The following is a 12,334-nucleotide window of genomic DNA, read 5'->3' as shown; positions in this document are numbered from 1 at the left end:
CGGCGCATCCAGCCTTCGCCCCGGTCAGCCGATAAGCACCTTGTCCAGCGTGATCGGGAACTCCCGCACCCGCACGCCGGTGGCGTTGAACACCGCGTTCGCGACGGCCGCCCCCGCGCCGCAGATGCCGAGTTCGCCCACGCCCTTGGCGCCCAGCGGGTTCGCCTTGTCGTCGTGCTCGTCGACGAAGAAGGCGTCGACGTTCGGCACGTCGGCGTGGGCGGCGACGTGGTACTCGCCGAGATCGCCGTTGACGACGTGGCCGAAGCGCGGATCGACCACCGCCTCTTCGAACAGCGCCGAGGACACGCCCCAGATCATCCCGCCGATCATCTGGGAGCGGGCGGTCTTGGCGTTCAGGATCCGGCCGGCCGCGAAGGCGCCGAGCATCCGCCGCAGACGGATCTCGCCGGTGTCCTCATCGACCGCGACCTCAGCGAAATGCGCTCCGAAGCAGTACTGTGAGAAGTCCTTGTAGGACTGGGTCTCGCGCATGCCCTTCACCGAGCCCGTCGCCTCGAACACCCGCGCCTCGTCGGTGCGCGCCATCTCGGCCTTGACCTTGCGCGCTGCGTCCAGCACCGCGGAGGCGGAGCTCGCCGCGCCCCAGGAGCCGCCGGAGCCGGGGCTCACGGGGAAGCGGCTGTCGCCCAATTCGACCGTCACCGCCTTGAGCGGCACGCCGAGCTCTTCGGCCGCCACCTGCGCCAGGATCGTGTAGGTGCCGGTGCCGATGTCGGTCATGTCGGTGCGCACCCGGACGGTGCGGTCCTCGGCGACGCGCACGGTCGCGGCGCAGGGGCCGAGGTAGTTCGGGCGGATCGCGGCCGCGACGCCGTAGCCGATCAGCGTCGGCCCGTCGCGGCGTTCGCGCGGCGCCTTGGGACGGTCGCTCCAGCCGAAGCGGGCCGCGCCCTCGCGCAGGCACTCGACCAGCTTGCGCGACGAGAACGGGACCTTCTTCTCCGGGTCGATCTGCGTGTCGTTCAGGATGCGCATCTCGACCGGGTCGAGGCCGAGCTTGTGGGCGAGTTCGTCGACGGCGCTTTCGAGCGCCAGGAGGCCGGGCGCCTCGCCCGGCGCCCGCACCGGCTCGCCGCCCTGCATGTCGAGATTGACCAGCCGGTGGCGCGTCAGGATCGACGGCGCGCCGTAGAGCGCCCGGGTGGAGCTCGCGGTCTGTTCGGCGAACTCCTCGATCGGCGAGGACTGCATCCAGACCTCATGGGACACCCCCGTCAGCCTGCCGTCCCGCGTCGCCGACAGGCGTACCTTCTGGATGGCTTCCGGGCGATGGCCGACGTTCGAGAACACCTGCTGGCGGGTCTGCGCCACCTTCACCGGCCGCTTCAGCGCCCGCGCGCCGAAGGCCGCGAGCACGACCTCGGCGCGCATGCCGAGTTTGCCGCCGAAGCCGCCGCCGACGTAGGGGCTCATGATCCGCACCTTCTCGAGCGGGATCTCGAGCGTGGCCGCGAGCGCCTTGCGGGTGTTGGCGACGTTCTGGGCCGAGGTCCGCACCGTCACCTCGTCCCCGTCCCAGGAGGCGATCGCGGCGTGCGGCTCCAGCGCCATGTGGTGCTGTTGGGCGACGTGATAGGTGGCGTCCACAGTGACGGGGCCGGCGGCGAAGGCCGCCTCGAAGTCGCCCTCGGACGTGTCGGTCTTCATGCCGACATTGATGGTCTCCGGCGCATAGGCCGCCTTCAGATGCCGCTCCAGCCCCAGAGCGGGCGTCTCGGCCTCGTACTCGACCGTCACCAGCGCGGCCGCGGCGCGGGCGGCTTCGAAGGTCTCGGCCACGACGAAGGCGACCGGCTCGCCCCAGTGCCGGACGCGGTCGTCGCCGAGATAGGGCCTGGCGCGGGCGAAGCGCGCGGACGCCCGCGGCGGGCCGAACGCCGGCTGCTTCGGCGCGTTGCGGTGGGTCATCACCAGCAGCACCCCGGGCGCAGCTTCCGCGCCCGCCGCGTCGATCGCGCGGACGCGTCCCTTGGCGATGGTCGCGGGGACGATGACGCCATAGGCCGGCGCCCGCTCGAGCCTGTGCTCGTAGGCGTAGGGCGCGCCGCCCGTAACCTTCAGGCGGCCGTCGATGCGGTCGACGGGCTGGCCGATGGGATTGGCGGAGATATCGAGAGCCATGTCCGGCCTCCTCACGACGACACGCCGGCGGCGTCGGCGAGGGTGCGCCGGATCGTCCGCTTCGCAAGATCGATCTTGAAGTCGTTCGCGCCGTAGCCGTGCGCGCCCTTCAGCGCCGCGTCCGCCGCCGCAGCGAAGCTCGCCTCGGGCCGGCTCTCGGCGCCGAGCGTCTGCTCGGCCTCGGAGACGCGCCACGGCTTGTGCGCCACGCCGCCGAGGGCGAGCCGGCCGCCCAGCACCTGGCCGTCGCGGGCGTCGACGACCGCCGCCACCGACACCAGCGCGAAGGCGTAGGACGCCCGGTCGCGAACCTTCCGGTAGACCTGCCGGCCGGGCGGCGGCGGGGGCAGCCTGACCGCCGTGATGAGTTCGCCGTGCGTCAGCACCGTCTCCGCCTCGGGCCCCTGCGCCGGGTCGCGATAAAGCCCGGACATCGGGATCTCGCGCGTGGCGCCGTCGCCGGTCACCGTACGCACCTGCGCGTCGAGCGCGGTCATCGCCACCGCCATGTCGGAGGGGTGCGTGGCGATGCAGGCGTCGCTCGCGCCGAGCACGGCGTGGATGCGGTTGAAGCCGCCGAGCGCCGAACAGCCGGAGCCGGGCGAGCGCTTGTTACAGGGCGTCGCCGTGTTGGTGAAGTAGGGGCAGCGCGTCCGTTGCAGCAGGTTGCCGCCGGTCGAGGCTGCGTTCCGCAGCTGTCCTGAAGCGCCGGCCAACAGCGCGCGCGACAGCAGGGGATAGGCCCCGCGCACCCGGGCGTCCGCGGCGAGCGCGGAGTTCTTCACCTGCGCGCCGATGAAGAGGCCGCCGTCCTCGGACTCGGCGATCGTGTCGAGTTTCAGCCGCGAGACGTCGACGAGGTGCTTTGGCCGCGCCACGCCGAGCTTCATCAGGTCCACGAGGTTGGTGCCGCCGGCGATGAAGGCCGCGTCGGGACGCTCCGCGACCGCCCTCGCGGCGGCCGCCGCGTCGATGGCGCGTTCGTAAGTGAAGGGCGTCACAGGGCGCCTCCCTCGGATGCGTCGCGGATCGCGGCGACGATGTTGGGATAGGCGGCGCAACGGCAGAGGTTGCCGCTCATGCGCTCGCGGATCTCGGCGTCGGTGAGGTCGATCGCGATGCCCAGGTCCTCGGTGACGTGGCTCGGCCAGCCCGCCTCGACCTCCTTCAGCATTGCGACGCTGGAGCAGATCTGGCCGGGCGTGCAGTAACCGCACTGGAAGCCGTCGTGGCGGAGGAAGGCGGCCTGCATCGGGTGCAGGTCGGCGGCGGCCCCAAGGCCCTCGATGGTGGTCACTTCGTCGCCCTCGTGCATCACCGCGAGCGTCAGGCAGGAATTGATGCGCTGCCCGCCGACCATCACGGTGCAGGCGCCGCACTGGCCATGGTCGCAGCCCTTCTTGGAGCCGGTGAGGTGGAGGTGCTCGCGCAGCGCGTCGAGCAGCGTCGTGCGGGGATCGAGGCTCAGCGTCTTCGGCGTCCCGTTGACAGTGAAGCGCACCTCGAAGGTCGGCTGCGCCGCCCCTTCCAACGCCGGCGCGGCCTCGGGAGGGGCGGCGGCCGCCGACGTGCAGACGCCCAGGGCGGCGGCGGCCACGGACGCCTCCAGCACCTCCCGGCGTGACAGGCGGAGGAAATCGGTCTCGGTCATCTTGCGGCGTCCTCGCGGATCGGTGCGGGCCGCCCGCGCGAAGCGCGATCGGAATCATCCGGGCGAACGCCGCGTGCGACGCCTGTGCGGATGCGGTCGCGTTCCGACCCCCATCGGGGTGCGGGCGCTGTCCATAACGGTTCTAAATCGGACGGTCCGCGCCGGCTTCCAGGATCCGGGCGCAAATTTCAGGATCGCGCGGCGATCTCCGCGCGGTAGGCGCCCGGCGTGCGGCCGGTGCGCTCCCGGAAGGCGGTCGCGAAATGGCTCTGGCTGGAGAAACCGCAGGCGAGGGCGATCTCCGCCAGGCTCCGCCGCCGTTCGCCCAGCAGTCTCTCCGCGCGTCGCACGCGCCGCTCCAGCACATAGGCGTAGGGCGCGACGCCCATCGCGGCGCGGAAGCGGCGGGCGAACCGGTCCACCGGCATGTCGAGCAGCCCGGCGAGGTCGACGAGCGCGATGTCGTCGCCGAGATGGTCTTCGACGTGGTCGACGATCCGGGCCAGCGCCCGGCGGGAGAGCGCGGCGCCGGCGTCGGTCGGGGGAGGGCCGCCGCCAAGCGCGGACAGGCGCAGCAAGATCAGCGCCGTCATGTGCTCGACGTAGGCGGCTCCCGGATCGATCCCATCACCGACGGCGTCGCGGAGACCCGTGAGCAGCGCGGCGATCACCGGATCCTCGCCGTTGACGAAGGCCTGCGGCGCGGAGAGCCCTGCGCAGCCCGACAGGGTTTCGCCGAGGGCGGGGTCGATCCAGAGCGCGGCGTAGGACAGGTCCGCCCGCCGGTAGGACCCGCGACGGCGCACGCCCGCCGGCACGAAACTCAGGGCGCCCGGGGCGTCGCGGCCGGCGTAGGGGCCGCCGCCGTCGACGCGCACTTCGGTCGCGCCGGTGCCGCCCGCTTCGGTGAGGACGATAAGGTGCGAGGGCGAGGTCCAGTCCAACGTGGCGTCGTCGCAGACCCAGGCGCGGCGGTCGAAGGCGACGGCGCCGCCGGCCCAGCGTCGCTCGACCGGCGCGCTGACCGCGCCGCCCCGTTCCGTCACCCTGCCGTGGCCGACCAGAGGCCGCATCGTCCTACCCTTCCGCCGGATCGTCGGGCCGAAGGTAGGGCGCCGAAGCGCGAGCGAGAAGCGGAGCCGGGCCGCGCGCCGGGGGGCGCCGACGCGCGGCCCTTCTGTCCGGCCTCAGTTGGTGACGAGCCAGCCCGCCTTCTCGAACAGCGTGCGGGCCTCGGCCTGCTCCTTCTTCACCTGGTCGGCGAAGGCCTGGCCGGTGACGAAGCGGTCGGTCTGGGAGGTGCGGGCGAGCCACTCCTTCCACTCCTGCGTCTCGCGCACCTTGGCCATCACGCCGGCGTAGTACGCCGCTTGCTCGTCCGTCGCCTTGGCGTTCAGCCACACCGTGCGCGGCATCTGGTACTGCTCGACGGTGATCCCGGCTTCCTTGCAGGTCGGGATGTCGGCCCAGGACATGTCGGCCGTGACCTTCTGGTCGTAGGACATGCGCTGGGGCGAGAACACGCAGAGCGGCCGGACCTGGCCGCCCTTCCACTGGCCCACGTTCTCCTGCGGATTGTTGAAGTTCGCCTCGATGTGCGCGCCGGCGAGCTGGGTCGCGGCCTCGCCGCCGGACTTGAACGGGATGTAGGTGAACTTCGCGTCGGTCGCGTACTCGATCTTCTTCGAGAGGATCTGGTCGGTGTCCTTCGACTGGCTGCCGCCGACCTGAAGAGGCTTCTCCTTGGCCGCGGCGACGAAGGCGGCCGCGTCCTTGTAGGGCGCGTCCTTGTGCGTCCAGAGCAGGAACTCGTCGACCGCCATGGCGGCGACGGGGCGCAGGTCGTCCGGCTGGTAGCCCGACTTCGTCACAAGCGGCAGCAGCCACTCGTTGTTGGTGCCGAAGACCAGCTTGTGAGGGTCGGCGCCGGCGAGCTTGCCATAGACGAAGGCCTCGGTGCCCGCGCCGCCGCCCTTGTTGGTGACGATCATGTTCACGGGCATCAGCTCGTGCTTCTGGATGATCGACTGGATCAGCCGGGCGAACTGGTCGGTGCCGCCGCCGGCGCCGGAGGCGACGACGAATTCGACGGGTTTCACCGGCTTCCATTCGGCTGCGGCGGGCGCGACGACGGCGGCGGTGGCGAGCAGGCCGAGAGCGATCTTGGCGGCGAATGCAGGCATCAGCTTTTCCTCCAGTCCTGAAGTCCGTCGCGCCCCTCTGGCGTGGGCGTTGATCGGATCTGCGATGTCAGGCGGCGCGGTTGTCCGCGCCGTCCAGTCCGTTGCGGCGCTCGAGTTCGACCAGCAGGCCGGAGTGATCGAGGTCGCCGGCGTTCGCGAGCAGGCCGCGGAACAGGTCCGCCAGCAGCCCTGAGAACGGCAGGTCGAGCCCGAGCCCTTCGGCGGCCGAAAGCGCGTTGTCGATGTCCTTGAGATGGGTGATCGAGCGTCCCTTTGTGACGAAGTCGCGCTCGACCATCCGCTGGCCGTGCAGGTCCAGCACGCGGCTCTCGGCGAAACCGCCGCGGAGCGCCTCGCGGACCTTGGCGGGATCGGCCCCGCCCTTGGCGGCCAGCATCAGCGCTTCGCCGACGGCGCCGATGGCGACGCCGACGATGATCTGGTTGGCGAGCTTCGCGAGCTGTCCCGCGCCCGAGGGCCCGACGTGAACCGGCCGGCCCATGGCCTTGAGCAGCGTCTCGACGCGGGCGAAGGCCTCGGGCTCGCCGCCGGCCATGATGGCGAGCGTGCCGGCTTCGGCGCCGACCGTGCCGCCCGAGACCGGCGCGTCCACATGCGCCACGCCGCGGCGGGCGAGCCGCGTCGCATGGTCCTGCGCCTCCGCGGGCTTGATCGAGCTCATGTCGACCACGACCGCGCCGGATTTCAACGCCGCGTCCGCGCCGGAGGCGAACAGCACTTCGGCGACGATCGGGCCGTTCTCCAGCATGGCCACCACGACGTCGGCGTCGGCGACCGCCTCCGCGGGGCTGTCGGCGACGCGCGCGCCCAGGGCTTCGAGCGTCTCGGCCTTGGCGCGGGAGCGGTTCCAGGCCGTCACCTGGTAGCCGGCCTTCAGAAGGTTCGCGGCCTGATGGCGCCCCATCAAGCCGATGCCGAGGAACGCGACGGCGGGTTTGGCGGCGGTCATGACGGGCTCCGTTCGACGTGGGCGGCTGCGACGGCCGCCGCGCTGGCGCGGCGACGGCCAAGGATCATCGCGACGATCGGCCAGGCCAGCAGGATGAGGGCGATGGCGGTGAGCGTGCCGGCGAGCGGGTTCGAGAAGAACACCCCCAGCGAGCCGCCCGACATCAGCATCGATTGCCGGAAGGCGTCCTCGGCCTTGTCGCCGAGCACCATCGCGAGCACGAGCGGAGCGATCGGGTATTCGAGCTTCTTGAAGAGGTAGCCGATCACGCCGAAGGCCAGCACGAGCCAGAGGTCGAACTCCGCGGAGGCGACCGTCCAGACGCCGATGAAGCACACCGAGACGATCAGCGGCGCGACCACCGCGAACGGAATCCGCAGGATCGCGGCGAACAGCGGCACGGTGGCAAGCACCAGCACCACGGCGACGACGTTGCCGAGGTACATGCTGGCGATCAGGCCCCACACGAAGTCGGGACGCTCCACGAACAGTGTCGGGCCGGGCGTCAGGCCCCAGATCATGAGGCCGCCAAGCATGACCGCCGCCGTCGCCGAACCCGGGATGCCGAGCGCGAGCATGGGCAGCATGGCGGAGGAGCCGGCGGCGTGGTCGGCGGTCTCGGGCGCCACCACGCCCTCCGGCTCGCCCTTGCCGAAGTTGGCCGAGCGCCGGGAGAAGCGGCGGGCGACGCCGTAGCTCATGAACGAGGCCGCGGTCGGGCCACCGGGCGTTACACCCATCCACACGCCGATCAGGCTGCCGCGCAGCAGCGCGAACCAGTAGCGCGGCATCTTGGCGATCGTCTGGAACACCTTCTTCGGCGAGATGCGGGAGGCGACGGCGTTGAAGCGCAGCCCTTCCTCCATGGTCAGCACCAGTTCGCCGAGGCCGAACAGGCCAATCACGGCGACGAGGAAGGAGATGCCGCGCAGCAGTTCGTCGAAGCCGAAGGTGAGGCGGAGCGAGCCCGAGATCGTGTCCTGCCCGACGGTCGCGAAAGCCAGGCCGAGGGTCAGCGACACGATCGTCTTGAACGGGTTGCCGCCGCCGAGGCCGACGAAGCTCGCGAAGGCGAGCAGATAGACCGCGAAGAACTCCGGCGACGAGAACTTGAGCGCGAAGTCCGCGACCGCGCTCGACAGCAGCGTGATGACGATGACGCCGACCATCGCGCCGAAGCCGGCGGACATGAAGGCGTAGGTGAGCGCCTCGGTCGCCTGGCCGTTCTTGGCCATGGGGTGGCCGTCGAAGGTGGTCGCGACGGAGGAGGGCTCGCCTGGAATGTTGAACAGGATCGAGGTGGTCGAGCCGCCGAACAGCGCGCCCCAGTACATCGATGTCAGCAGGATGATGGCCGAGACCGGGTCCATCGAGAAGGTCAGAGGCAGCAGCAGCGTCACGCCGTTCGGCGCGCCGAGGCCGGGAAGAACGCCGACCAGGATGCCGAGCAGCACGCCGCCAATCATCAGCGCGACGTGATGCCAGCTCAGCGCGATCTCGAAACCGTGGAGCAGCAGCGGAACGTTGTCGAACATGCCAGCCGCTCCTCAGTAAAGGCCGAGGGCCGCTTCGAGCGGACCCTTCAGCAAGGGGGTCTGGAACCAGCGTTCGAACAGGATGAACATCACGACCGGCGCGCCGATCGCGATCGGGATCGCCTTCACGAGCGGGAAGCGGCCCTGCAGCGTCGTGGTCGCCAGCAGGTAGATCGCGGTCGCCACGTAGAGCCCGAGGAACAGGCTGACCGGCACGAACAGCGCGACCGGAACGGCGAAGGCGGCGACGCGCTTGCCCTGCTCGCGCGTGATGAAGGTCTCACCGGCCCCGACCCGCTGGACCAGCGTCTGGACCAGCACGGCGAGGCTCGCGACCACGATGATGAGACCGAGCCAGAACGGCACGTAGCCGGGCTCGGGGCCCGCGTCGCCCCAGCCGATCGAGTGCTCGTTCGCGCCGTAGATCACCAAGGCGCCGATGGCGGCTGCGCCGAGCGCCGTCGCCACTTCCATGGTGAAACGCGACACGATCGTGCGGTCTTCGGCGGACATGGACGCCCCTCCTCGAGCCGTTTCCTCAGGAGCGGGGCCGCGTCTTGCGGCGGCTCTCCGCTTAGTCTCACAGAGTCATCCCGGCCGGCGGCGGAGCTGGCGATCCGGGATCGTCATCCGCGGATGTCCCGGCAGCGCGTCACGCCGAGCGCGATCCCGGTCCTACGCGACGCTTCGGCCGGGACGACGGTCGTCCTCACGCCGCCTTCTGGTCTTTCGCGGCCTTTCGCGTCGCGCCCATGCGGGCGGCGAGCAGCAGCGCCTCGCGGGTCGCGCCGATGTTGGCGACGCCCTGACCCGCGATCTCGTAGGCCGTGCCGTGCGCCGGGGTGCAGATCGGCACAGGGAAGCCGCCGAGCAGCGTCACGCCCTTGTCGAAGCCGATGAGCTTCATCGCGATCTGGCCCTGGTCATGGTACATCGTCAGGACCGCGTCGAAGTGGCCGGCCAACGCGCGGACGAACACCGTGTCGGAGGGGTAGGGGCCCTCGCAGGCGATGCCCCGCGCCTTGCCTTCGCGCACCGCCGGCTCGATCTGCTCGATCTCCTCGGAGCCGAAGTTGCCGCCGTCGCCTGCATGCGGGTTGAGGCCCGCGACCGCGATGCGCGGACGGGCGATCCCGGAGGCCTTGAGCGAGGCGTCGGTGAGGATCAGGCCCTTCAGGACCGCCTCTTTCGTGATGCGCTCGGAGACGCCCGACAGCGGCACGTGGCTGGTGACGCGCGCGTTCCAGAATTCGGGCAGGACGTTGAACTCGCTCGCGACCACGTCGACGCCGAGTTCGGTCGCCGAGAACTTGATCTCGTCGTCGTAGCCCGGGTTCGCGAGCCGCATCGCCTGCTTGTTGAACGGGGTGAAGGCGACGGCGTCCGCCACGCCCTCGCGGCCGAGCTTGAGCGCGGCGCGGAAATTCTGCGAGGCGAACTCGCCGCCTGCGAGCGAGACCTTGCCCAGGGCGACGCTCGCCGGGTCGAGGTTCTTGAGGTCGACGAACACCGGCTTGCCTTCAGGCGGGCGCGGCGCGTCGGCGAGATCGAGATCGAGATCGACGCCGGCGACACGGGCGCCTTGCTGCAGGACGCGCAGATCGCCGAACACGATGAAGTCGGCGGCGTCGCGCACCTCGGGGAGGGCGAGCGCCTTGGCGGCCAACTCCGGCGAGATTCCAGCGGGATCGCCCATGGCGAGCGCGATAAGCGGCTTCTGTGAGGTCTGCATGGCGGCGGTCACGGTCGCTCCCTCGTTCCTTTTCGTTGTTGCGGGAACGGTAGCCGCGCTTCCGGGCAAGATCAAGTATGCTGCATACAGCATGTTGCATGATGCAGAATTGACCTCCGGAACGGGCTTGGCCATGCTGCCGACGCGCCGCGCCGCCGGTCACTCTTGCGCCGGGCGGGCGAGGCGGAGGACCAGACCGTTGACCGATGAGACCTCCTTCGACGACCGCGCGGCGGAGTCGCCGATCCTTCGGCGGTCGCTGCACGACGAGACCGTCGCCCGGCTGCGCGACATGATCATCGACGGCCGGCTCGCGCCTGGGGATCGGGTGAACGAAGGCGACGTCGGCCGCCGTCTCGGCGTGTCGCGGACGCCCATGCGCGAGGCGCTGAAGACGCTCGCGGCCGAGGGGCTGATCGAGAATGTGCCCGGCCGCGGCGCAGTGGTGCGCGCGTTCACCCGCGACGACGTGTTCGACATGCTCGAGGCGCTGAAGATCATCGAGCAGGAGGCCGGACGCCTCGCCTGCGCTCGGGCGAGCGACGCCGACATCGCCTCCCTCCGCGCGGTGCACGACCGGATGATGCAGCTCTACGCCGTCCGGAGCCGGCTGAACTACTTCAAGCTCAACCAGGACATCCACTCCGGCTTCGCCCGCATCTCCGGCAACGCCACGCTGCTCTGGGCGCACGAGTCGATTCAGGCGCGCATGAAGCGCATCCGCTTCGTCGGCAACGGCAGCGAGGACAAGTGGGCGGCGGCGGTCGCCGAGCACGAGGAGATGATCGTCGCGCTCGAAGCCCACGACGGCGACGCGCTTGCGGAGGTCATCGGTCGCCACATCGACCGCACCTGGGTGCGCGTGCAGGACGCTCTGCCCGAGCGCGCGTCCGCGGCCCCCGCGGAGGAGCCGCTCGCGTCCTAAGCGGCTGACGGGTCAGTCCGCCTCGAGCGCGCGGATGGCGCCGCGAAGCTCGGCGAGGCCCCGCAGGCGGCCGATCGCGGTGTAGCCCGGATTGGTGCGCTTGCTCGGGCCGAGATCGTCCAGCATCCGGTGCCCGTGATCGGAACGGAACACGATCTTTCGGTCCGGGGCGCGCGAACGGTCCTCGGCGAGCAGCGCTTTCAGCACCGCGACCATGTCCACGTCGCCGTCGAGATGGTCGGCCTCGAAGAACGAGCCGTCCGCCTCGCGCCGCGTCGCGCGGAGGTGGGCGAAGGCGATGCGCGGGCCGAAGCGCCGGGCGATGGCGGGAAGGTCGTTCGCGGGACCCGCGCCCAGCGATCCCGTGCAGAAGCACATGCCGTTCGCCGGCGACGAGACGGCGTCGAACAGCGCGGCGTAATCCTCCCCTGAGGATGCGATCCTCGGCAAGCCGAACAGCGGGCGCGGCGGGTCGTCGGGGTGCAGCGTCAGCGTGACGCCCAGCTCCTCGGCGCGCGGCGTGACCGCCTCCAGGAACTCGACCAGATGCCGGCGCAGAACCGCGGCGTCGACGCGGCCGTAGGCCGCGAGCTTGTCCCGGAAGGCGGGGATCGTCAGCGGCTCGGTGGTGGAGCCGGGCAGGGCGCTCGCAATGTTGGCGACCAGCTCCGCGACGTCGTCCTCGCTCATGGCATCGAACACGGCGTTCGCCCGCGCGCGCGTCGCCGTGTCGAAGTCGCGCTCAGCCCCCGGGCGTTTGAGAATGTGCAGCTCGAAGGCTGCGAACCGCGCGAGGTCGAACCGCATCGCTTTGGCGCCGTTCGCGAGCTCCCATTCGAGATCGGTGCGGCACCAGTCGACGACGGGCATGAAATTGTAGCAGACGATCCTTATGCCGCAGGCAGCGAGCGCCTCCAGGCTCGCGATCCACGCCGCGATCGAGCGCGTCGCGGCGGCGCCGGTTCGCTTGACGTCGTCGGGGATCGGGATCGACTCCACCACCGTCCAGTCCAGCCGCGACCGCGGACCGCTCTCGATGATCCGCTTGCGCTCTTCGACCTCCGCCACGGTCCAGGCCTCGCCGATCGGGACCTGATGGAGCGCGGTGACAACCTCGCGCGCGCCAGCCTGCCGGATGTCGTCGAGACTGACCGGGTCGTCCGGTCCGAACCAGCGCCAGGATTCCCGCATCG

11 protein-coding genes are annotated in these 12,334 nt (G+C 70.8%); 1 reads left to right on the top strand and 10 read right to left on the bottom strand.

Annotated elements, in window-relative coordinates; all coding sequences use genetic code 11:
- Positions 1–24: 24 nt before the first annotated feature.
- From JOD31_RS14190 to JOD31_RS14150, 9 genes are all read right to left on the bottom strand, one after another.
- On the bottom strand, positions 25–2,145 hold the full coding sequence (locus tag JOD31_RS14190) for a xanthine dehydrogenase family protein molybdopterin-binding subunit (protein WP_204950985.1): 2,121 nt from the start codon (positions 2,143–2,145) through the stop codon (positions 25–27).
- Positions 2,146–2,156: 11 nt separating this feature from the next.
- On the bottom strand, positions 2,157–3,146 hold the full coding sequence (locus JOD31_RS14185) for an FAD binding domain-containing protein (RefSeq protein ID WP_204950984.1): 990 nt from the start codon (positions 3,144–3,146) through the stop codon (positions 2,157–2,159).
- Positions 3,143–3,796, bottom strand: coding sequence for an aldehyde dehydrogenase iron-sulfur subunit PaoA (gene paoA / locus JOD31_RS14180; RefSeq protein WP_204950983.1), 654 nt, complete (start codon positions 3,794–3,796; stop codon positions 3,143–3,145). Before paoA ends, JOD31_RS14185 begins: the two co-directional genes overlap by 4 nt.
- A 188-nt stretch (positions 3,797–3,984) precedes the next feature.
- Entirely contained in the window at positions 3,985–4,869 is an 885-nt protein-coding gene (locus JOD31_RS14175) for a helix-turn-helix domain-containing protein (RefSeq protein WP_204950982.1), read from the bottom strand.
- 114 nt (positions 4,870–4,983) lie between these two features.
- The gene (locus JOD31_RS14170) at positions 4,984–5,979 is read right to left on the bottom strand and encodes a Bug family tripartite tricarboxylate transporter substrate binding protein (RefSeq protein WP_204950981.1); all 996 of its coding nucleotides are present in this window, start codon (positions 5,977–5,979) and stop codon (positions 4,984–4,986) included.
- A gap of 67 nt (positions 5,980–6,046) precedes the next feature.
- Positions 6,047–6,949: an NAD(P)-dependent oxidoreductase gene (locus JOD31_RS14165; protein WP_204950980.1), complete on the bottom strand. Its 903-nt coding sequence runs from the start codon at positions 6,947–6,949 to the stop codon at positions 6,047–6,049.
- Positions 6,946–8,484 carry a tripartite tricarboxylate transporter permease gene (locus JOD31_RS14160; protein ID WP_204950979.1) on the bottom strand — a complete coding sequence of 513 codons (1,539 nt, stop codon included), beginning with the start codon at positions 8,482–8,484 and terminating at the stop codon, positions 6,946–6,948. Before JOD31_RS14160 ends, JOD31_RS14165 begins: the two co-directional genes overlap by 4 nt.
- A 12-nt stretch (positions 8,485–8,496) precedes the next feature.
- Positions 8,497–8,997: a tripartite tricarboxylate transporter TctB family protein gene (locus JOD31_RS14155; protein ID WP_204950978.1), complete on the bottom strand. Its 501-nt coding sequence runs from the start codon at positions 8,995–8,997 to the stop codon at positions 8,497–8,499.
- A 196-nt stretch (positions 8,998–9,193) separates the two neighbouring features.
- Positions 9,194–10,216 (bottom strand): 4-hydroxythreonine-4-phosphate dehydrogenase PdxA, encoded by a 1,023-nt coding sequence (locus JOD31_RS14150; protein WP_204951421.1) that lies wholly within the window; start codon positions 10,214–10,216, stop codon positions 9,194–9,196.
- 199 nt (positions 10,217–10,415) lie between these two features.
- On the opposite strand from JOD31_RS14150, the gene JOD31_RS14145 reads away from it, so the two are divergent.
- Positions 10,416–11,141, top strand: a complete 726-nt coding sequence (locus tag JOD31_RS14145; RefSeq protein ID WP_204950977.1) for a GntR family transcriptional regulator — start codon at positions 10,416–10,418, stop codon at positions 11,139–11,141.
- A 12-nt stretch (positions 11,142–11,153) separates the two neighbouring features.
- Here JOD31_RS14145 and uxuA read toward each other — a convergent pair whose 3' ends face one another.
- On the bottom strand, positions 11,154–12,332 hold the full coding sequence (uxuA, locus tag JOD31_RS14140) for a mannonate dehydratase (RefSeq protein ID WP_204950976.1): 1,179 nt from the start codon (positions 12,330–12,332) through the stop codon (positions 11,154–11,156).
- Between the last annotated feature and the right edge of the window lie 2 nt (positions 12,333–12,334).

This window comes from Methylopila capsulata, assembly GCF_016907975.1.
GTDB classification, from domain to species: domain Bacteria; phylum Pseudomonadota; class Alphaproteobacteria; order Rhizobiales; family Methylopilaceae; genus Methylopila; species Methylopila capsulata.
Note: the sequence above shows the minus strand (reverse complement) of the source record. Positions and strands in the feature narration are given on the sequence as shown.

Bases quoted from the DNA above. Each gene is read 5' to 3' on its own strand.
- JOD31_RS14190 (WP_204950985.1), bottom strand. From the start codon at position 2,145: ATGGCTCTCGATATCTCCGCCAATCCCATCGGCCAGCCCGTCGACCGC.
- paoA (WP_204950983.1), bottom strand. From the start codon at position 3,796: ATGACCGAGACCGATTTCCTCCGCCTGTCACGCCGGGAGGTGCTGGAG.
- JOD31_RS14175 (WP_204950982.1), bottom strand. From the start codon at position 4,869: ATGCGGCCTCTGGTCGGCCACGGCAGGGTGACGGAACGGGGCGGCGCG.
- JOD31_RS14170 (WP_204950981.1), bottom strand. From the start codon at position 5,979: ATGCCTGCATTCGCCGCCAAGATCGCTCTCGGCCTGCTCGCCACCGCC.
- JOD31_RS14165 (WP_204950980.1), bottom strand. From the start codon at position 6,949: ATGACCGCCGCCAAACCCGCCGTCGCGTTCCTCGGCATCGGCTTGATG.
- JOD31_RS14160 (WP_204950979.1), bottom strand. From the start codon at position 8,484: ATGTTCGACAACGTTCCGCTGCTGCTCCACGGTTTCGAGATCGCGCTG.
- JOD31_RS14155 (WP_204950978.1), bottom strand. From the start codon at position 8,997: ATGTCCGCCGAAGACCGCACGATCGTGTCGCGTTTCACCATGGAAGTG.
- JOD31_RS14150 (WP_204951421.1), bottom strand. From the start codon at position 10,216: ATGCAGACCTCACAGAAGCCGCTTATCGCGCTCGCCATGGGCGATCCC.
- uxuA (WP_204950976.1), bottom strand. From the start codon at position 12,332: ATGCGGGAATCCTGGCGCTGGTTCGGACCGGACGACCCGGTCAGTCTC.